Origin of the sequence: Cellulomonas sp. Leaf334, assembly GCF_001424195.1 — a bacterium.
In the GTDB taxonomy this organism is placed as follows: Bacteria; Actinomycetota; Actinomycetes; order Actinomycetales; family Cellulomonadaceae; genus Cellulomonas.
In genome coordinates this window covers 1,290,953-1,310,395 of sequence record NZ_LMOO01000001.1, presented here as the reverse complement: position 1 = coordinate 1,310,395, position 19,443 = coordinate 1,290,953, and the positions used below count along the sequence as shown (strand labels likewise).

The window sequence follows — 19,443 nt, the reverse complement described above, 5'->3', positions numbered from 1 at the left end:
GAAGAAGGTGGGCACCGCAGCGATCACCGGGCACCACCGGGGAACGCAGCCGGGACACCGGTCGAGGCAGCGCAGACGCTGACCGTGGCCGACGAACCCGAGCTCGTCAGGTCCGATCACCGGACCTCTCAACGATGAGAAGGAGCACAGCAATGCGACGGATCACCATCGCGGCAATGGGTGCGGTCGTCGCACTCGGACTGGCCGCGTGCTCGGGCAGCGGCGCAGGCGGAGGCAGCGGCGCGGGCGACGGCGAGAGTGTCGACCCCGCCGACCTCACGGTCGGCGTCGCGATGCCGACCCAGACGTCCGAGCGCTGGATCGCGGACGGCGACGCCGTGAAGGCGGGCCTCGAGGAGGCCGGCTACAAGGTCGACCTCCAGTTCGCCGGCGACGACATCCCCACCCAGCAGCAGCAGATCGACCAGATGATCACCAAGGGCGCCGACCTGCTGATCCTCGCGTCGATCGACGGCACCGCGCTGGCCACGCAGCTCCAGGCCGCCGCGGACGCGAACATCCCTGTCATCGCCTACGACCGCCTGATCCGCGACAGCGAGAACGTCGACTTCTACGTGACGTTCGACAACTACAAGGTCGGCGTCCAGCAGGCCACGTCGCTGCTCGTCGGCCTGGGCCTGCTCAACGCCGACGGCTCGGCGGGCGACGCCACCGGCCCGTTCAACATCGAGCTGTTCGCCGGCTCGCTGGACGACAACAACGCGCACTTCTTCTTCCAGGGCGCGATGGACACCCTGAAGGAGTACATCGACGCCGGCACGCTCGTCGTGAAGTCGGGCCAGACCGACATCGAGCAGGCGGCGACGCTGCGCTGGCTCCAGGAGACCGCGCAGAAGCGCATGGAGGACCTGCTCACGTCGACCTACTCCGACGGCAGCAAGGTGCAGGGCGTCCTGTCCCCGTACGACGGCCTGTCCCGCGGCATCCTGACCGCGCTGCAGAACGCCGGCTACGGCCCGGCGATCGCCGACGGCATGCCGATCGTGACCGGCCAGGACGCCGAGATCGCGTCCGTCAAGCTGATCAACGACGACGTGCAGTTCTCGACGATCTTCAAGGACACCCGCAAGCTGGCCGACCAGGCCGTCCTGTCGGCCCAGTCCTTCCTCGCCGGTGAGGAGCCGGAGGCCAACGACACCGAGTCCTACGACAACGGCGTCAAGGTCGTCCCGTCCTTCCTGCTCGACTCGGACATCGTCTACAAGGACAACATCCAGTCGCTCCTGATCGACTCGGGCTACTGGACCGAGGACCAGGTCGCCAGCGGCCAGGCCTGACCGTCCGTCCCGACCCACGACCGGCCGGCGCCGTCCCACGGTGCCGGCCGGTCGGCCCGGGTCGACCCCCACCAGCGAGGGGTGGCCGGAGACGGCGCCCTGCACGACGAAGGACGGTGGAAGCCGCGTGGCGAACCCCATTCTCGAGATGCAAGCCATCACCAAGACCTTTCCCGGCGTCAAGGCTCTGCAGGACGTGTCGATGTCGGTCGAGCGTGGCGAGATCCACGCGATCTGCGGGGAGAACGGCGCCGGGAAGTCGACGCTGATGAAGGTGCTGTCGGGGGTCTACCCGCACGGCACCTACGAGGGCTCGATCCTGTTCGAGGGCGACGAGGTCCAGTTCGGGTCGATCAACGACTCCGAGGCCAAGGGCATCGTGATCATCCACCAGGAGCTCGCGCTGGTGCCCTTCCTCTCCATCGCGGAGAACATCTTCCTGGGCAACGAGCGGTCGCACCGGGGACTCATCGACTGGAACCTGGCGAACTCCGAGGCTGCGGCGCTCCTGGCCCGGGTGGGCCTGAACGAGCTGCCCGTCACCCCCGTCGGTCAGCTCGGCGTCGGCAAGCAGCAGCTCGTCGAGATCGCGAAGGCCCTGTCCAAGCAGGTCAAGCTGCTGATCCTCGACGAGCCCACGGCCGCCCTGAACGACAACGACTCCGAGCACCTGCTCGGCCTCCTGCGCCAGCTCAAGGAGCAGGGGATCACGTCGATCATGATCTCCCACAAGCTGAACGAGATCGCCGAGATCGCGGACACCACCACGATCATCCGCGACGGCCGCACGGTCGAGACGCTCGACATGGTGGCCGACGAGGTCACCCAGGAGCGGATCATCCGCGGCATGGTCGGGCGCGACCTCGGCCACCGGTTCCCGCCGCACGAGTCGCACATCGGCGACGAGGTGCTGCGGATCGAGGACTGGACCGTGCACCACCCCACCGACCCGGAGCGGGTCGTCGTCGAAGGTGCCAACCTCACGGTCCGAGCGGGCGAGATCGTCGGGCTCGCCGGGCTCATGGGTGCCGGGCGCACCGAGCTCGCGATGTCGGTGTTCGGCCGCTCCTACGGCAGCCGCATCACCGGGAAGGTCTTCCTGCACGGCCAGGAGATCCGGGTCGCGAGCGTGAGCGAGGCCATCTCGCACGGGATCGCCTACGCCACCGAGGACCGCAAGAAGTACGGTCTCAACCTCATCGAGGACATCAAGAGCAACATCTCCGCGGCCAGCCTCAGCAAGGTCTCGACCAGCGGCTTCGTGAACTCCAACGAGGAGATCAAGGTCGCCGAGGGCTTCCGCCAGAGCATGAACATCAAGGCCCCGACGGTTCTCGCGCTGACGGGCAAGCTCTCCGGCGGCAACCAGCAGAAGGTCGTGCTGAGCAAGTGGCTCTTCACGGACCCGCAGGTGCTGATCCTGGACGAGCCGACGCGCGGCATCGACGTCGGAGCCAAGTACGAGATCTACACGCTGATCAACAAGCTCGCGGAGGAGGGCAAGGCCGTCCTGGTCATCTCCTCGGAGCTGCCCGAGCTGCTCGGTATCTGCAACCGGATCTACACGCTCGCGGCCGGCCGGATCACCGGCGTGATGCCCCGCGAGCAGGCGACTCAGGAGAACCTGATGGAGCTCATGACCAAGGAAAGGGACCAGGTTCGATGACCGCCATGGCAGGCCTGAAGGACCTCTTCACGAGGAATCTGCGCCAGAGTGGGATCTTCGTCGCCTTCGTGGCGATCGTGGGTCTGTTCACGATCCTCACCGACGGCGTGCTGCTCAGCCCGGGCAACGTGACGAACATCGTCCTGCAGTACTCCTACATCCTGATCCTCGCCATCGGCATGGTCATCGTGATCATCGGCGGTCACATCGACCTGTCGGTCGGGTCGGTGGTCGCGCTCACCGGGGCCGTGTCGGCGGTCGTCGTGATCCAGAACAACGGTCCGTGGTGGCTCGGCGTTCTCGCCGGGCTCGGGGTCGGCTTCCTGGTCGGCATCTGGCAGGGCTTCTGGGTGGCGTACGTCGGGATCCCGTCGTTCATCGTGACCCTGGCGGGCATGCTGCTCTTCCGCGGCATGACGCTGCAGGTGCTCGGCAACATCTCCCTGTCGCCGTTCCCCGCGGAGTACCAGCGCATCGCAGGCGGTTTCCTCAACGGCTTCCTCGGCGGCGAGGGCATCGACGTGTTCACCCTCGTCATCGGCGCCATCGCGGTGCTCGGCTACGCCGTGAGCCAGTACCGGACGCGGCTGGGTCGCCTGAAGTACCAGCAGGTCGTCGAGTCGATGCCGATCTTCATCACCAAGATCGTGCTGGTCGGGCTCGTCGGCATGGCCTTCACCTACCAGCTGGCTCGTAGCCGTGGCCTGCCGATCGTGCTGATCATCCTGGGCGTCCTGGTGATCGCGTACACGATCGTCACCACCAAGACCGTGTTCGGCCGCCACGTCTACGCGATCGGTGGCAACCTGTCCGCCGCCCAGCTGTCCGGTGTGAAGGTCAAGCGGGTCAACTTCTGGATCTTCGTCAACATGGGCATGCTGGCCGCGGTGGCCGGCGTCGTCTACTCGTCCCGCTCCAACAGCGCGCAGCCCGCGGCCGGCAACATGTTCGAGCTCGACGCGATCGCCGCGTGCTTCATCGGTGGCGCGTCGACCACGGGTGGTGTCGGACGGGTGACCGGGGCGATGGTCGGTGGCCTGATCATGGCGGTCATGAGCAACGGCATGCAGCTCATGGGCATCGACCAGTCGGTGCAGCAGATGGTCAAGGGTCTGGTCCTGCTCCTGGCCGTCGCGTTCGACATCTACAACAAGCGTCGCGCAGGCGCGGCGCGCTGACGATCGGCAAGCTGACCAGCACGGACGGGGCCCGCGGCTATGCTCGCGGGCGTGAGAGGGCGGGTTGCGATGTCAGGCTCGCAGTCCTCGCTCCGTGAGGCCAACCGCGCGCTGATCGTCGAGACCGTCCACCGGCACGGCGGGCTCACGCAGGTCGAGCTCGCCGGGTCGACGGGCCTGTCGGCGGCGACCGTCTCCACGATCGTCAAGGAGCTGCTCGCCGCCGGCGTCGTCGACACCCGGAACACCACCCGGAGCGGGCGTCGTGCCCAGATGGTCACGATCGCCCACCGGGTGGGGCTCGCCGTCGGCATCCACATCGGCCCCCGGCACCTGCGGATCGCGCTCGGCGACGTCATGAACGAGGTCGTCGCCGAGCAGACCCTCCCGCTGCCGAACGAGCACCGCCTCGACACGAGCCTGGACCGCGCGGCCCTGCTCGTGGCGGACCTGCTCGAGCGGGTGGGGTCGACGCTCGACGAGGTCGTCGGGATCGGCATCGGCCTGCCGGCTCCCGTCGACAGCGCCACGGGCATGGTCTCCGTCCGCGGCATCATGCGCGGCTGGGACGAGGTCCACGTCGGCCACGTCCTGTCGAAGCGGCTGGGCTGCCCGGTGTTCGTCGACAACGACGCGAACCTCGGTGCCCTCGCCGAGAGCACGCACGGTGCGTCCCGGGCCTACCGCGACTCCGTCTACGTGCGGGCGTCCCACGGGACCGGCGCCGGGATCGTGATCGGCGGGCAGGTGCACCGCGGGTTCGGCGGGACGGCGGGCGAGATCGGGCACGTGCAGGTCGACCCGCAGGGGGACATCTGCCGGTGCGGCAGCCGAGGTTGCCTCGACACCGTCGTCGGCGGCCCCGCGCTGCTCGAGCCGTTGCGGTCCAGCCACGGCACCCTCGCGCTGCGGGACGTGATCCAGCGGGCGATCGACGGGGACCCCGGGTGCGCCCGGGTCGTCGCGGACGCCGGGTCGATCATCGGTGAGGTGGTCTCCGGCCTGGCGACCGCGGTCAACCCGCAGTGCATCGTCGTCGGGGGAGAGCTCGCCGAGACCGGGGAGCTCCTGCTGGGCCCGCTGCGCGAGGCGATCCGCCAGCGGGTGCTGCTCAACCAGATAGCGCCGCTCGAGGTGGTCCCCGCCGAGCTCGGCCAGCGTGCCGAGGTCGCCGGGGCGCTCGAGCTCGTCCTGCGGTCGACGGACTTCGTGGTCCGGTCCGACGAGCAGGCGCGCTCTGCGGACGAGCGCGCGGGTGAAGAGGAGGTCACGGATTGACGCACGCACCGGTCGGGGTTTCACTGCACGTACGTGCCCAACGAGGAGCAGGTGAGGTCATGAGCGAGAACCCACGGGTCCCGCTGCTGTCCCTCCGGCAGGTCAGCCTGCGCTTCGGCGCGGTCGAGGCCCTCGTCGGCGTCGACCTCGACGTGCACGCCCACCAGGTGGTGGCGCTCGTCGGCGACAACGGCGCGGGCAAGTCGACCCTCGCCAAGGTGATCTCCGGGGTGCTCACCCCCGACTCCGGCCTGATCGAGATCGACGGCGAGGAGCAGACGATCCCGTCGCCCTCCGCGGCGCACGCACTCGGCATCGCGACGGTCTTCCAGGACCTCGCGCTGTGCGGCAACCTCGACGTGACGTCGAACATCTTCCTCGGCCGCGAGCTCACCGACGGCGCGCTGCTCGACGACGGCCGGATGGAGCAGATGGCACGGTCGATCCTGCGGGACCTGACCCTGCGGATCCCGTCCGTGCGCACCCCGCTGTCCGAGCTGTCCGCCGGGCAGAGGCAGGCCGTCGCGATCGCGCGCACCCTGATCGGCTCCCCGCGTCTGGTCGTGCTGGACGAGCCCACCGCCGCACTGTCCGTCGCCCAGACGGCCGAGGTCCTCACGTACATCGAACGTCTGCGCGACCTCGGGCACGGCGTGATCCTCATCAGCCACAACATGAACGACGTCCGCGCCGTCTCCGACCGGATCGTCGTCCTGCGGCACGGTCGTAACAACGGGTCGTTCGACGCCGACACGGCCAGCTACGAGTCGATCCTCGCGGCGATCACCGGGGCGACGTCCCAGGACAACGAGATGCTGAAGCGGATGGCTGCGCTGCGCTGAGCACCGGCGCGCACGAAGGGCCCCCGACCAGTGACTGCCGGGGGCCCTTGCGCTGTGCCGGGTTGCGGAGACCGCGGCGGGTGGTCGTGCCAGGGGCGTCAGCCCTTGACCGACCCGGACATGAGGCCGCCGATGAAGTACTTCCCGAGCAGGACGTACACCAGCAGCGTCGGCAGCGACGCGAGCAGTGCGCCGGCCATCGAGATGCCGTAGTTGGTGAGCAGGGCGCCGTTGGCCAGGTTGTTCAGGGCCAGGGTGACCGGGCCGTTCTGGCTGGAGGAGAAGAACACCGCGAACAGGAAGTCGTTCCACGCCGAGGTGAACTGCCAGATGAGGACGACCACGAAGCTGGGGACGGAGATCGGCAGGACGACGGACCAGTACGTCCGCAGCATCCCGGCCCCGTCCACGCGTGCCGCCTCGACCAGCTCGTCGGGGATCGACATGTAGTAGTTGCGGAAGATCAGCGTCGTGATCGGCAGCCCGTAGATGACGTGCAGGATGATCAGCGACGGGACACCCGACGGGATGCCGGCGCCGAGCATGAGCTGCAGCAGCGGGATCATCACGGCCTGGTACGGGATGAACATCCCGAACAGGATCAGGGTGAAGACGATGTCCGCACCCTTGAAGCGCCAGCGCGCCAGCACGAAGCCGTTCATGGAGCCGAGGAACGACGAGATGATCGCGGCCGGGATGACCATCTGGAACGTGCGCCACAGCGACGGCGACAGGGCCTGCCACGCGCCGGTCCAGTTCTCGGTCACCCACACCTGGGGGAGGTTCCACGCACGTGCGGGGGAGGCGTCGCCCTGGCCCTTGAAGCTGGTGACGACGAGCACGTACACCGGGATCAGCACGATCAGCGTGAAGAAGATGAGCAGGGCGTACTTGGCCGTCCTGCCCTTCGAGAACCGGCCGGTCGTCTTCGCCGGCTCGACGGTGAGCGGCTCGCCGAGGGGGGCGGTGAGCTCTGCGGGGGTCACGACGGTCACTTGTGCGTCTCCGTCCGGTTGAGGTGCACCAGGTACGGGACGATCAGCACCGCCACGATGACGAGCAGGATCGCGCCGACGGCGGCCGCGTTGGAGTAGTCGAAGCTCGACTTGAAGACGTACATGTCGATCGCGGGCACCTTGGTCTGGTAGTTCGCCGGCTTCGAGATCGACATGATCAGGTCGAACGCCTTGAGCGACATGTGCCCGACGATGATCACGGCGGACAGGGCGACGGGGCTCAGCTGCGGGAAGATCACGTGGCGGTACATCTGCCACGTGCTGGACCCGTCCATGCGCGCGGCCTCGCGCAGCTCCTCGGGGACGCCCCGGAAGCCGGCCAGGAACAGGGCCATGACGTAGCCCGACAGCTGCCAGATGGCGGGGATCGCGATGGCGGCGATGCCGACGTCGACGTTGTTCCACCAGTTGTTCTGCAGGAACGGCAGTCCGATCATCTGGAACAAGCGGTTCAGGCCGGAGGCGTTCTCGCCCTGGTTGGAGTTCAGCAGCCAGCGCCACACGACACCGGACGCGACGAACGACACCGCCATCGGGAACAGGTAGATCGAGCGGAAGACGCCCTCGAACCGCACCGGGCGGTCCAGCAGCCAGGCCCAGAGGAACCCGAAGATCATCGTCCCCGCGAGGAAGACGACCGTATAGATGACGAGGTTCTTCAGCGAGTGCTGGAACTCCTCGGAGCCGAACAGGTCGATGTAGTTCTGGAACCACACGAAGCTGACGGGCTCACGGCCGTTCGCCTGGGCGGCGTTGTGGACGTCCTTCATCGACGTCGTCGCGTTGATGGTGAGGAGTCCGTAGACGAAGACGCCGAGCAGGATCAAGGTCGGTGAGATGAGCAGGAGAGGAGGGCCCCACCTACGGATCTGTCGGGGCACGAGTGCCTCCTGAGTCGTGACGAGCGAACGGACGGTGCTGCTGCTGTGCGGGTGCGGGACGCGGCCCCGCCCCGGTCCTGGGATCACCAGGACCGGGACGGACCGGTCACGCCGTGAGCCGGATCAGCTCGCGTTGGCCTCAGCGGCGGACACGAGGTCCGCCTGGAAGCCGGCGAGGTCGCCGCCACCGGTGGTGAACTTGCTGGTGGCGTCGGAGATCGCGTTCGCCCAGGCGGTCGGCGCCGCGGCACCGTGCGCCAGCGAGGACACGATGGTGTCCTGACCGAACGACGCCATGGCGGACTGCTGGTAGGCCGAGAAGTCCTCGGGCTTGGCGTCGTTGCGGGCCGGGATCGAGCCCTTCGCCTTGTTGAACGCGACCTGGCCGTCGAGCGACCCGATCGTCTTCAGCCACGCCTTGGCGCCCACGGGGTGCGGGGCACCCACGGCCAGCGTGAACGAGTCGGCCAGGAAGTCGAACACGCCGTCGGTGCCGGGGACCGGCATGTAGACGTAGTCGGCCGGAGACTTCTTGCCGGCCTCCTCGAACGCCGCGACGGCCCAGTCGCCCATGACGTTGAACGCGGCGTTGCCGTCGATGACCTGCTGGGTCGCGTCCGGCCAGTCGAGGCCGTCCCGGTCCTCGTTGGTGTAGCTGATGAGCTTCTCGAAGTCGGCGAGCGCGTCCGTGACCTCGGGGCTGGACCAGTCGGTCGACCCGTCCCAGAGGCCGTTGTAGCCGTCGGCGCCGAGGTCGGAGAGCAGGATGGTCTCGAGCAGGTTGACCTGTGTCCACGTCGTCGCCAGCGACAGCGGCGTGCGGCCCGTCTTCTCCCGGACGGCGTCGAGCGCGACGAACCAGTCGTCGAGCGTGTCGTACGTCGCGGCCGGGTCGAGACCCGAGTCCGTGAGGAGCTGGGTGTTGGCCCAGACGACGTTCGCACGGTGGATGTTCGAGGGGATCGAGTAGATCTTGCCGTCGACGGTAAGGCGCTCGACCAGGTCGGCCGGGAATGCGTCACGCAGACCGAACTCGTCGTACAGGGCAGAGACGTCCTCGACCTGGCCGGCGTTGATGTAGTCGGTCAGCTCGGCGCCCGCGTGGGCCTGGAACGTGTCCGGCGGGTCGTTGGCCTGCAGGCGCGACTGGAGCAGGTCCTTGGCCGCGGAGCCCGCACCACCGGCGACGGCGCCGTTGACGAACTCGACGTCCGGGTTCTGGACGTCGAACACGCCCACGAGGGCGTCGAGGCCGAGCTTCTCGGAGCCGCTGGCCCACCAGGTGAAGACCTCGACCTCTTCGCTCTTGCCGCTGCCTGTGTCGTCGCCCGTGTCGCCGGAGCTGCACGCTGCCAGCGCGAGGCTGGCGACGGCGAGACCTGCGGCCATGGCGGTGAACTTGCGTGCTGTACGCATGTGACTCCTACGCCTTCGTTGCCGTGGAAAGGGGTACTGGTGCTGCTGGCCGGGGCGGGAGCTCCCAGGCCGGTGTGCTCGCCCGGCAGCGCGGGGAGCGCCGGCCGGACGATCGGTCGGAGGCTCGTCTGCGCGCCTCGGCCCGATCCGGGTCACATCTCATAGGCGCTTGAACATTGAAGTCAAGAAGTGAACGCATACGACGCCGAATCGTGATCTGAGGTTCACCCTCTGGAGCCAATCGCTCCACCACGAAGCCGACGCAAGCCGCATCGAGCGCAATACCGACGTATCTGTGCAGGTCGGCGAACTGGCCGAGAGATACCGTCGGCTGTCTGCCCGGCGATCTCCTGCGCCTCCGGTGTGGCCCGCGTCGGGCCCGGAACGGCCTGTGTATCCTTCGCGCGTGGGCATTGACCGGGTTACGCCGGGCTCCCAGACTTCACTGCGTGAAGCCAACCGGGCGCGGATCGTCAGCGCCGTCCAGCAGCGTGGGTCGCTCACGCAGGTCGAGCTGGCCGGCGTCACCGGCCTGTCCCCGGCCACCGTGTCCAACATCGTCAAGGAGCTGACGAGCGCCGGCGTCCTGCACACGGCCCCCACCTCGCGCAGCGGCCGACGTGCGCAGCAGGTGACCCTGGCCCGCAACCTCGGGCTCGTCGCGGGCATGCACTTCGGCACCCGCTCGCTGCGCGTGGCCCTGTCCGACGTGGCCCACCGCATCGTCGCCGAGCAGCGCATGCCGCTGCCCCCCGACCACCGCGCCGACCAGGGGCTCGAGCGCGCGGCGCTGCTCCTGACCGAGATGGTGGACTCCGTCGACGCCGTGCTGTCCGAGGTGCTGGCCGTCGGTGTCGGGGTGCCGGCGCCCGTCGACGTCCGCACCGGACAGCTGTCCTCGCTCGGCATGCTCCGCGGGTGGGACGGCGCCGCGGTGCCGCAGCTGCTCGGCGAGCGGCTGGGCCTGCCCGTCTACATCGACAACGACGCCAACCTCGGCGCGCTCGCCGAGGTCCGCCTCGGCGCCGCGCGCGGCAAGCAGCACGTCGTCTACGTGCGGGCGTCCCACGGCGTCGGCGGCGGCCTCGTGCTCGGCGGCGAGGTGTTCCACGGCCGGGTCGGCGCCGCGGGGGAGATCGGCCACACGACGATCGACGACCAGGGGCCCATCTGCCGGTGCGGGAACCGCGGATGCCTGGAGATGTACGTCGGCGCTCCGGTGCTGCTCGACATGCTGCGGCCCAGCCACGGCAACCTCACCCTCCGCGACGTCATCGCGCGTGCGGAGGCCGGCGACGCGGGGTGCCGGCGAGTCATCGCCGACGCCGGGCACCACCTCGGCGTGGCCGCCGCGGGCGTGTGCAACCTCGTCGACCCCGAGCTCCTCGTCGTCGGCGGAGAGCTCGCGGACGCGGGGGAGTTGCTCCTGGAACCGCTGCGCGCGGCGCTCACCCAGCGCACCATCTCGAGCACCGCCGGACCGGTGCCCGTGGTCGGCGCGGAGCTCGGCGCCGCGGCCGAGGTACGCGGCGCGCTCGCGGTAGCGCTCGACACGGTCACGATCGCCGGCGCCGGGGCGGTGGTCGTGTGACGCGCGCGCTGCTCGCCGCCCTCGCGCTGCTCCTCGCCCTCGCGGGGTGCGCCACCGCGCCACCGGGATCTGCCCCCTCCGACCAGATCATCGCGCTGCTGCTCCCGGAGTCGAAGACCGCCCGGTACGAGGCTGTGGACCGCCCGCAGTTCGAGAAGGTGGTGACCGACCGCTGCCCCGACTGCACGGTGATCTACGCCAACGCCAACCAGGACGCGGCCGCGCAGCAGCAGCAGGCGGAGTCGGCGCTCACGCAGGGCGCCGGGGTGCTCGTGCTCGACGCGGTCGACGCGGCTGCGGCCGTGAGCATCGTCGGGCAGGCACACCGCCGCGGCGTCCCCGTCATCGCCTACGACCGGTTCATCGCGGACGCCGACCTCGACTACTACGTCTCGTTCGACAGCCGACGGATCGGTCGCCTCCAGGGGGACGCGCTCGTCCGTGAGCTGGCCGCCGACCGATCCGGCCCCGACGAGGCACCGCAGGGCGTGCTCCTGGTCAACGGGTCCGCCACCGACCCGAACTCCGCGGCGCTCGAGGCCGGGGTCGCGGACGCGTTCGAGGGCGCCCCGATCGAGGTCCTGGCCGCGTACGACACCCCCGACTGGAGCCCTGACAAGGCGCAGGAGTGGGTGACCGGCCAGCTCACGCAGTACGCCGGTCAGGTGGACGCCGTGTACGCCGCGAACGACGGCACCGCCGGCGGCGCGATCTCGGCGATGAGAGCTGCCGGGCTCGATCCCGTCCCTCCCGTCACCGGGCAGGACGCCGAGCTCGCGGCCATCCAGCGGATCGTCACCGGCGACCAGTCCATGACCGTCTACAAGGCGATCAGCGAGCAGGCGCGCACCGCGGCCGAGCTCGCCGTCCGCGTGCTGCGCGGTGAGGTGCCGGTCACCACCGCCCGGGTGCAGGGAGTGCCGGCACTGCTGCTCAGCCCCGTGCCCGTGACCCTGGACAACGTGCGCCGCGTCATCGTCGACGGCGGCGTCTACACCACCGAGGAGATCTGCGTGGAGCCCTACACCGACGCCTGCGCCGCCGCAGGCCTGCTCGACGGGGGGACGTCATGACCGCACCGATCCTCGCGCTGCGCGGGGTGTCCAAGAGCTACGGCGCCGCGCGCGCGCTCGTCGACGTCGACCTGCAGGTGCACGCCCACGAGGTGGTCGCCGTCATCGGCGACAACGGCGCCGGCAAGTCCACCCTCGTCGGCGCGCTGACCGGCGCTCTCGTCCCCGACGAGGGCGAGGTGCTGGTCGACGGGAGCCCCGTCACGCTGTCCGACCCGTCGGTCGCGCGCGGCCTCGGGATCGCGGCGGTGTTCCAGGACCTCGCCCTGTGCGCCAACCTCGACGTCGTCGAGAACCTGTACCTGGGGCACGAGGCGCAGCGCGGGCTGCTGCTCGACGAGGTCACCATGGAGAAGCACGCCTGGGAGCTGCTCAACCAGCTCGCCGCCCGGGTGCCGTCGGTCCGGGTGCCCGTCGCCGCGCTGTCCGGCGGGCAGCGCCAAGCCGTCGCGATCGCCCGGTCCCTGCTGGGCGAGCCGCGCGTGATCGTGCTCGACGAGCCCACCGCGGCCCTCGGGCTACGACAGACGGCCGAGTTCCTCACGCTCGTCGAGCGGCTGCGCGAGCGCGGGCACGGCGTCCTGCTGACCAGCCACTCGCTGGCCGACGTGCAGGCCGTCGCGGACCGCATCGTCGTCCTGCGGCTCGGCCGCACCAACGGCGAGTTCGACGCCGCGAAGACCAGCTACGAAGAGCTGTTGGCAGCCGTCACGGGGATCCAGCGGTGACCGGCGTCGACACCGCGACCGGGCTCTCCGCCGCCACCTGGCAGCGGCTGCGCACCGGCGACCTCGGTGTGCTGCCTGTCGCCGTGGTGCTCGTGCTGATCGGGCTCGTGTTCCAGGCGCTCAACCCGCACTTCCTGTCCGCGGACAACCTCGTCAACCTCACGCAGCAGTCCGCCGCGACCGGCGTGATCGCGCTCGGCGTGGTCCTCACCCTGCACGTCGGGCAGATCGACCTGTCCGTCGGCGCCGTCTCCGGGCTGGCCGCGGCCGTCGTCGCCGTCGGCTCGGTCCAGCTGGGCTGGCCGCTGTGGCTCGCGGTCCTGGCTGCGCTCGCGGTCGGGGTGCTCGTCGGGTCGATCTACGCGGCGCTGCACACCCGGCTGGCCGTGCCCAGCTTCGTGTTCACCCTGGCAGGCCTGCTGGTGATCACCGGGCTGCAGATGCGCGTGCTCGGCCCCACCGGCTCCGTGAACCTGCCGTTCGAGTGGTGGCTGGTGCGGTTCTGCCAGACGGCGTTCCTGGCACCCGCGACGTCGTGGGTGATCGTCGCGCTCGTCGTGGCCGGGTACGCCGCCGGCCGCGTGACCGACCGGGTGCGCCGCGAGCGGGCCGGGCTGCCCGTCGCGCCCTTGTGGCAGGTCGTCGCGCGGGTCGTCGCGCTCGCCGCCGGGTTGTCGCTCGTCGTCGCCTACCTCGGCACCAACCGGGGCGTCGGCGCGGTCTTCGCGCTGTTCGTCGGGCTCGTCGCGCTCACCGACCTGATGCTGCGCCGGACGCGCTGGGGCCGGTCCGTCCGGGCCGTCGGCGGTGACGCCGAGGCGGCGCGCAAGGCCGGCGTGCCGGTGCGCCGGGTGTTCGTGTCCGCGTTCGTCGCGTGCTCGACGCTCGCCGCCCTCGGCGGGGTGCTGGCGGTCGGCCGGCTCGCGGCCGCGAACCAGGGCAGCGGCGCCGGGGACACCAACCTCACCGCGATCGCGGCCGCCGTGATCGGCGGGACCAGCCTGTTCGGCGGACGCGGGTCGGCATGGTCCGCTCTGGTGGGCATCCTCGTCGTCCAGTCCATCTCCACCGGGCTCACCCTGCTCAACCTCGACCAGTCCGCCCGTCTGGTCGTCACCGGTCTGGTCCTGGCGGTCGCCGTCACGATCGACGCCCTGCAGCGCCGGGCGCGCGAGGCGTGAGCGACGCCAGGCCCGGCCGAGCGTCCGCCCGGCCGGGCCTGGGTACGTGCGTCAGCCGCGCGAGCAGGGTGCGCCGTTGAGCACGAAGTCCGTCGGTGCCGCGTTGGTGCCCGGGTGCGAGCCGTTCAGGCCGAACTGGAACGAGCCGCCCGCCGGGACGGAGCTGTTCCACGCCGCGTTCTTCGCGGAGACGAACGACCCGGTCTGGGTGGTCACCGAGCTCCACGCCTGCGTCACGACCTGACCCGACGGCCACGTCCAGGTGAGCGTCCACCCGTTGAGCGCCACGTTCGACCTGACCGTGAGGTTCCCGGTGAAGCCGGTGTTCCACTGGTTCACGGTGTAGGTGACCGTGCAGCCGATCGAGGGCGTCGGGCTGGGGGGCGGGGTGGTCGGTGCCGGCGTCGTGGGTGCGGGGGTCGTCGGAGCCGGAGTCGTGGGTGCCGGGGTGGTCGGAGCCGGTGTCGTCGGAGCCGGAGTCGTCGGCGAGGGCGTCGTCGTCGAGTCCAGCCCGAAGAAGTGGACCGCGGCGGCAGCGTCGACGGGCAGGTTGTGGCCGACGTCCTGGAACGTGATCGCCTCGACCGGCGCACGGTCGCCCGTCGCGCCGTAGCGCGTCCGGACCTGCCCGCTCGCCGGGTAGTCCGTCGACACCGGTGTCTCGCTGACGCCCAGCACGTTGGTCCACTGCTTGACGGCCTCGCCGTGGTTGACGTAGCTGAGCGTGGTGTCCTGCGACCCGTGCCACAGCTGCACCCGCGGCCGTGCTCCCGTGTAGCCGGGGTACGCGGCCCGCGCGAGGTCACCCCACTGCTGGCCGGTCCGCACCAGGCGACCGCCCGAGCAGTCGCTGTTCCACGGCGCCTGCGAGCCGGTGCCCGGCGGCGGGGACGACGTCGAGAAGCACGTCGCCGGGACACCCGCGAACGCCGAGCCCGCCGCGAAGACGTCCGGGTACGTGGCCAGCAGGACCTGCGTCATCATCGCGCCCGACGACACCCCCGTGACGAACACCCGGCTGTTGTCGGTGGTGTACCGCTGCTGCACGTACCTGACCATCGACACGATGCTGGTCGGGTCGCTCGCGCCGCCGTGGACGAGCGCCTCCGACGAGCTCACGTCGAAGCAGCTCCCGCTCCTGTTGGCCTGCGGGTAGATGACGATGTAGCCGTACCGGGAGGCCAGCTCGTCGAACTGGGACCCGTTGTACATCGCCTGCGCGGAGCCGGTGCAGTAGTGCACGGCGACGAGCACCGCGGGCTTCGCCGGCAGGGAGTCCGGCACGAACAGGCTCATCCCCAGCTGGCCGGGGTTGCTGCCGAAGCTGGAGACGCTCACCAGCGACGCGGCCTGCGCGGCCGGTGCGGTGGTCAGCGCGGCGGCGACGAGCCCGACGACGCCGAGGGCGAGGGTGGTGGCGGCCGCGACGGCGCGACGCAGGGACGGTGTCATCCCCGGAGCGTGCCCGTCGGCGTCCCCGCAGGTCAGCCGACGAACCGTTTCAGCGGAAGACGATCGTGCGGTGCCCGTCGAGCAGCACCCGGTGCTCCGCGTGCCACCGCACCGCCCGGGCCAGGGCGCGCCGCTCGACGTCCTGCCCGAGCGCCACCAGGTCATCGACGTGCCGGGAGTGGTCGACGCGCTCGACGTCCTGCTCGATGATCGGCCCCTCGTCGAGGTCGCCCGTGACGTAGTGCGCCGTCGCACCGATGAGCTTGACGCCACGGTCGTGCGCCTGCGCGTAGGGGCGAGCGCCCTTGAACGACGGCAGGAACGAGTGGTGGATGTTGATGACCTGGCCGGCGAGGCGACGGCACAGGTCGTCGGACAGGATCTGCATGTAGCGCGCCAGCACGACGAGCTCGACGTCCAGCTCCTCGACCAGCTCCAGCAGCCGTGCTTCCGCCTGCACCTTCGTGGCCGACGTCACCGGCACGTGGTGGAACGGGATGCCGTAGAACTCGGCCAGCGGCGCCAGGGCGGTGTGGTTGGACACCACCGCGACCAGCTCGATCGGCAGGTTCTCTGACCGCTGGCGGAACGCGAGGTCGTTCAGGCAGTGTGCGGCCGTCGAGCCCATGACGAGCGTCCGGACCGGCCGCCCGACCACGTCGAGCGACCAGTCCATCTCGAACTGCCGCGCCACCGGGGCGAACGCCGTCTCCAGCGCGTCGCGCGGCGTGGCCGCCGTGACCTGCACCCGCATGAAGAACAGCCCCGACAGCGGGTCCCCGAACTGCTGCGACTCGGTGATGTTCCCGCCGTGCTCTGCCAGCAGCCCGGCGACCGCGTGCACGATCCCGGGGCGGTCGGGGCAGGACAACGTCAGGACCAGGTGGGTGGGATCCAGCGAGACGTGGGACACGAGGTCCGAGAGTAGTGGTCGGGCGGATCGGCTGACACGATGGGCCGCATGACGCAGCCCGACCTCGACATCCGCTCGGTGACCATCGACGACGCCGGTGAGCTCCTGACGCTGCGCCGTGCCGCCTTCGTCACCGAGGCCCAGCAGTACGGGGACCCGCACATCCCCCCGCTCACGCAGACGCTCGAGGAGCTCGAGGCCGACCTGCAGCGCGACGGCGTCATCACGCTCGGTGGCTGGTACGGGCACCGGCTCGTCGGGTCGATCCGGATGCTCATCGAGGGCCCGAAGGCCACGCTCGGCCGGTTCGCGGTCGCCCCCGACCTGCAGGGCCAGGGGTTCGGGACGCAGCTGCTCATGGCGATCCTGCCGCACCTGCCCGAGGGCATCGAGGAGGTCTGGGTGTTCACCGGCCGCGACTCTGTCCACAACCTCGCGCTCTACGCCAAGCACGGCTACGAGCACCAGCACGACCAGACCGCCGGGGACCTGACGTACGCGTACCTGCGCAAGATCCTGGGCGACGGGGACGGCGTGGCGCAGGCCTGAGAACGGGTGACCACCCGCGCCGTCGGCTTGCTACTCTGTGGCGGTCGCGACTGGCGCAGCAAGGTGGGTCACCACCGGGGAGCGACGCAGCAGCAGACCAACGGGTCGGACGCCTGGGCCCCCGGTCACCACACACGAGTGTGCGGGTGCCGGACGCGCGCGTACACGCTGACTGCCGACAGGAGTGCTTCATGAGCGCCGACCAGATCCCTCTGATGGATCAGAACATCGCCCAGCTGGACCCGGAGATCGCCGCCGTCCTCGACGGCGAGCTCGCCCGCCAGCAGGGCACGCTCGAGATGATCGCGAGCGAGAACTTCGTCCCCCGCGCGGTCCTGCAGGCGCAGGGCTCCGTGCTGACCAACAAGTACGCCGAGGGCTACCCGGGCCGTCGCTACTACGGCGGCTGCGAGCAGGTCGACATCGCGGAGACCATCGCGATCGCCCGCGCCAAGGAGCTGTTCGGCGCCGAGCACGCCAACGTCCAGCCCCACTCCGGTGCGACGGCCAACGCCGCCGTGCTGCACGCCCTGATCAACGCGGGCGACAAGATCCTCGGCCTCGAGCTGGCGCACGGCGGCCACCTCACGCACGGCATGAAGATCAACTTCTCCGGCAAGCTCTACCAGGTCGGCGCCTACGGCGTGGACCCCCAGACGTTCCTGGTGGACATGGACGTCGTCCGGGAGAAGGCGCTCGAGCAGCGTCCCGACGTCATCATCGGCGGCTGGTCCGCGTACCCGCGCCAGCTCGACTTCGCGGCGTTCCGGTCCATCGCCGACGAGGTCGGTGCCAAGCTCTGGGTCGACATGGCGCACTTCGCCGGCCTGGTGGCCGCGGACCTGCACCCGAGCCCCGTGCCGCACTCGGACGTCGTGTCCTCCACGGTGCACAAGACGATCGGCGGCCCGCGCTCGGGCTTCATCCTGAGCCGTGAGGAGTACGCCAAGAAGATCGACTCGGCCGTGTTCCCCGGCCAGCAGGGCGGTCCGCTCATGCACGTGATCGCCGCCAAGGCCGTCGCGTTCAAGGTGGCCGCGAGCGAGGAGTTCAAGGACCGTCAGCAGCGCACGCTCGACGGTGCCCGCCTGATCGCCGAGCGGCTCTCCGCGCCGGACGTCGCCGCGGCCGGGGTCTCCGTCCTCACGGGCGGCACCGACGTGCACCTGGTCCTGGTCGACCTGCGGCACTCCGACCTGGACGGCCAGCAGGCCGAGGACCTCCTGCACTCGGCCGGCATCACCGTGAACCGCAACGCCGTCCCGTTCGACCCGCGGCCCCCGCGCGTCACCTCGGGCCTGCGCATCGGCACGCCCGCGCTGGCCACGCGCGGCTTCGGCGACGTCGAGTTCACCGAGGTCGCGGACATCATCGCGACCGCGCTGATCAACGGTGCCGCCACGGACGTCGCGGCGCTCAAGGCCCGGGTGCTCAAGCTGACCGACGGCTTCCCGCTGTACTCCGACCTCCAGCAGTACTGATGACGGCCCAGCTCCTCGACGGGACCGCCACCGCGGCCCGGATCAAGGCCGAGCTGACCGAACGGGTCGTCGCGCTCGCGGCCCGGGGCGTCCGCCCCGGGCTGGGCACGCTGCTCGTCGGTGACGACCCCGGCTCGCGCTGGTACGTCGCCGGCAAGCACAAGGACTGTGCCGAGGTGGGCATCGCCTCGATCCGTGAGGACCTGCCGGCCACGGCCACGCAGGACGAGATCGAGGCGGCGGTGCAGCGCCTCAACGAGGACCCGGAGTGCACCGGGTTCATCGTGCAGCTGCCGCTGCCGAAGGGCATCGACGCCAACCGGGTGCTCGAGCTCGTCGACCCCGACAAGGACGCCGACGGGCTGCACCCGACCAATCTCGGGCGCCTGGTCCTGCGGGTCAACGAGCCGGTGACCTCACCGCTGCCGTGCACGCCGCGGGGCATCATCGACCTGCTCCTGCGGCACGACATCGACCTGCGGGGTGCGGACGTCGTGATCGTGGGTCGCGGGGTCACCGTGGGCCGCTCGATCGGGCTGCTGCTCACCCGCCGCGAGATCAACGCGACCGTGACGCTCACGCACACGGGCACCGAGGACCTCGCGGAGCACACCCGGAACGCCGACGTGGTCATCGCGGCCGCCGGGGTGCCGGGGATCATCACGGCGGACATCATCAAGCCGGGCGCGGTCGTCATCGACGTCGGCGTCTCCCGGTCGACGGACGCGGAGACCGGCAAGAGCCGTGTCGTCGGCGACGTCGACCCCGGCGTGCGCGAGGTCGCCTCGTGGGTGTCGCCCAACCCCGGCGGGGTGGGTCCGATGACACGCGCGATGCTGCTGAGCAACGTGGTCGACACCGCGGAACGACTGCTGGGCTGACAAACCTTCGTGACCGGGG

17 protein-coding genes and 1 riboswitch are annotated in these 19,443 nt (G+C 70.3%); of the genes, 12 read left to right on the top strand and 5 right to left on the bottom strand.

Features of this window, described 5'->3' with window-relative positions; all coding sequences use genetic code 11:
- The first annotated feature begins 152 nt into the window (after positions 1-152).
- From chvE to ASF78_RS05755, 5 genes are all read left to right on the top strand, one after another.
- Positions 153-1,298, top strand: coding sequence for a multiple monosaccharide ABC transporter substrate-binding protein (chvE, locus tag ASF78_RS05775; RefSeq protein WP_056585641.1), 1,146 nt, complete (start codon positions 153-155; stop codon positions 1,296-1,298).
- A 148-nt stretch (positions 1,299-1,446) separates the two neighbouring features.
- On the top strand, positions 1,447-2,964 hold the full coding sequence (gene mmsA, locus ASF78_RS05770; RefSeq protein ID WP_056588228.1) for a multiple monosaccharide ABC transporter ATP-binding protein: 1,518 nt from the start codon (positions 1,447-1,449) through the stop codon (positions 2,962-2,964).
- Positions 2,961-4,142: a multiple monosaccharide ABC transporter permease gene (gene mmsB / locus ASF78_RS05765; RefSeq protein ID WP_056585639.1), complete on the top strand. Its 1,182-nt coding sequence runs from the start codon at positions 2,961-2,963 to the stop codon at positions 4,140-4,142. The genes mmsA and mmsB overlap by 4 nt, the downstream gene beginning before the upstream one ends.
- A 69-nt stretch (positions 4,143-4,211) precedes the next feature.
- Complete coding sequence (locus ASF78_RS05760) at positions 4,212-5,420, top strand: ROK family transcriptional regulator (RefSeq protein WP_056585637.1); 1,209 nt, start codon at positions 4,212-4,214, stop codon at positions 5,418-5,420.
- A gap of 59 nt (positions 5,421-5,479) precedes the next feature.
- Positions 5,480-6,262: an ATP-binding cassette domain-containing protein gene (locus tag ASF78_RS05755; RefSeq protein WP_056585635.1), complete on the top strand. Its 783-nt coding sequence runs from the start codon at positions 5,480-5,482 to the stop codon at positions 6,260-6,262.
- Positions 6,263-6,360: 98 nt separating this feature from the next.
- Here the strand turns inward: ASF78_RS05755 and ASF78_RS05750 are convergent, their stop codons facing one another.
- From ASF78_RS05750 to ASF78_RS05740, 3 genes are all read right to left on the bottom strand, one after another.
- On the bottom strand, positions 6,361-7,248 hold the full coding sequence (locus ASF78_RS05750; RefSeq protein ID WP_056588225.1) for a carbohydrate ABC transporter permease: 888 nt from the start codon (positions 7,246-7,248) through the stop codon (positions 6,361-6,363).
- A gap of 5 nt (positions 7,249-7,253) precedes the next feature.
- Positions 7,254-8,159 carry a carbohydrate ABC transporter permease gene (locus ASF78_RS05745; RefSeq protein ID WP_056585633.1) on the bottom strand — a complete coding sequence of 302 codons (906 nt, stop codon included), beginning with the start codon at positions 8,157-8,159 and terminating at the stop codon, positions 7,254-7,256.
- Between the two features lie 123 nt (positions 8,160-8,282).
- Positions 8,283-9,575, bottom strand: coding sequence for an ABC transporter substrate-binding protein (locus ASF78_RS05740; protein WP_056585631.1), 1,293 nt, complete (start codon positions 9,573-9,575; stop codon positions 8,283-8,285).
- Positions 9,576-9,981: 406 nt separating this feature from the next.
- On the opposite strand from ASF78_RS05740, the gene ASF78_RS05735 reads away from it, so the two are divergent.
- From ASF78_RS05735 to ASF78_RS05720, 4 genes are read left to right on the top strand one after another with little or no spacing between them, the layout of a single operon-like run.
- The gene (locus ASF78_RS05735; protein WP_056585629.1) at positions 9,982-11,166 is read left to right on the top strand and encodes an ROK family transcriptional regulator; all 1,185 of its coding nucleotides are present in this window, start codon (positions 9,982-9,984) and stop codon (positions 11,164-11,166) included.
- Positions 11,163-12,239 (top strand): substrate-binding domain-containing protein, encoded by a 1,077-nt coding sequence (locus tag ASF78_RS05730; RefSeq protein ID WP_056585626.1) that lies wholly within the window; start codon positions 11,163-11,165, stop codon positions 12,237-12,239. The genes ASF78_RS05735 and ASF78_RS05730 overlap by 4 nt, the downstream gene beginning before the upstream one ends.
- On the top strand, positions 12,236-12,967 hold the full coding sequence (locus ASF78_RS05725; protein ID WP_056585624.1) for an ATP-binding cassette domain-containing protein: 732 nt from the start codon (positions 12,236-12,238) through the stop codon (positions 12,965-12,967). The genes ASF78_RS05730 and ASF78_RS05725 overlap by 4 nt, the downstream gene beginning before the upstream one ends.
- Positions 12,964-14,148, top strand: coding sequence for a sugar ABC transporter permease (locus tag ASF78_RS05720; protein WP_056585622.1), 1,185 nt, complete (start codon positions 12,964-12,966; stop codon positions 14,146-14,148). The genes ASF78_RS05725 and ASF78_RS05720 overlap by 4 nt, the downstream gene beginning before the upstream one ends.
- 51 nt (positions 14,149-14,199) lie before the next feature.
- Here the strand turns inward: ASF78_RS05720 and ASF78_RS05715 are convergent, their stop codons facing one another.
- Both ASF78_RS05715 and purU read right to left on the bottom strand, forming a co-directional pair.
- Positions 14,200-15,600, bottom strand: coding sequence for a PHB depolymerase family esterase (locus ASF78_RS05715; protein WP_056585620.1), 1,401 nt, complete (start codon positions 15,598-15,600; stop codon positions 14,200-14,202).
- A 49-nt stretch (positions 15,601-15,649) separates the two neighbouring features.
- Entirely contained in the window at positions 15,650-16,513 is an 864-nt protein-coding gene (gene purU, locus ASF78_RS05710) for a formyltetrahydrofolate deformylase (RefSeq protein ID WP_056585618.1), read from the bottom strand.
- A gap of 48 nt (positions 16,514-16,561) precedes the next feature.
- Here purU and ASF78_RS05705 point away from each other — a divergent pair, with 48 nt between their 5' ends.
- The 3 genes from ASF78_RS05705 (at position 16,562) to ASF78_RS05695 (ending at position 19,424) form a co-directional block, all read left to right on the top strand.
- Complete coding sequence (locus tag ASF78_RS05705; RefSeq protein ID WP_056585616.1) at positions 16,562-17,062, top strand: GNAT family N-acetyltransferase; 501 nt, start codon at positions 16,562-16,564, stop codon at positions 17,060-17,062.
- Positions 17,063-17,098: 36 nt separating this feature from the next.
- Positions 17,099-17,188, top strand: a riboswitch (ZMP/ZTP riboswitch).
- A 65-nt stretch (positions 17,189-17,253) separates the two neighbouring features.
- Complete coding sequence (gene glyA / locus ASF78_RS05700) at positions 17,254-18,543, top strand: serine hydroxymethyltransferase (RefSeq protein ID WP_056585614.1); 1,290 nt, start codon at positions 17,254-17,256, stop codon at positions 18,541-18,543.
- Positions 18,543-19,424, top strand: a complete 882-nt coding sequence (locus tag ASF78_RS05695; RefSeq protein WP_056585612.1) for a bifunctional methylenetetrahydrofolate dehydrogenase/methenyltetrahydrofolate cyclohydrolase — start codon at positions 18,543-18,545, stop codon at positions 19,422-19,424. The genes glyA and ASF78_RS05695 overlap by 1 nt, the downstream gene beginning before the upstream one ends.
- Positions 19,425-19,443: the final 19 nt, after the last annotated feature.

Bases quoted from the DNA above. Each gene is read 5' to 3' on its own strand.
- ASF78_RS05715 (WP_056585620.1), bottom strand. From the start codon at position 15,600: ATGACACCGTCCCTGCGTCGCGCCGTCGCGGCCGCCACCACCCTCGCC.
- glyA (WP_056585614.1), top strand. From the start codon at position 17,254: ATGAGCGCCGACCAGATCCCTCTGATGGATCAGAACATCGCCCAGCTG.
- mmsA (WP_056588228.1), top strand. From the start codon at position 1,447: ATGCAAGCCATCACCAAGACCTTTCCCGGCGTCAAGGCTCTGCAGGAC.
- ASF78_RS05695 (WP_056585612.1), top strand. From the start codon at position 18,543: ATGACGGCCCAGCTCCTCGACGGGACCGCCACCGCGGCCCGGATCAAG.
- ASF78_RS05705 (WP_056585616.1), top strand. From the start codon at position 16,562: ATGACGCAGCCCGACCTCGACATCCGCTCGGTGACCATCGACGACGCC.
- chvE (WP_056585641.1), top strand. From the start codon at position 153: ATGCGACGGATCACCATCGCGGCAATGGGTGCGGTCGTCGCACTCGGA.
- mmsB (WP_056585639.1), top strand. From the start codon at position 2,961: ATGACCGCCATGGCAGGCCTGAAGGACCTCTTCACGAGGAATCTGCGC.
- ASF78_RS05760 (WP_056585637.1), top strand. From the start codon at position 4,212: ATGTCAGGCTCGCAGTCCTCGCTCCGTGAGGCCAACCGCGCGCTGATC.
- ASF78_RS05740 (WP_056585631.1), bottom strand. From the start codon at position 9,575: ATGCGTACAGCACGCAAGTTCACCGCCATGGCCGCAGGTCTCGCCGTC.
- ASF78_RS05725 (WP_056585624.1), top strand. From the start codon at position 12,236: ATGACCGCACCGATCCTCGCGCTGCGCGGGGTGTCCAAGAGCTACGGC.
- ASF78_RS05755 (WP_056585635.1), top strand. From the start codon at position 5,480: ATGAGCGAGAACCCACGGGTCCCGCTGCTGTCCCTCCGGCAGGTCAGC.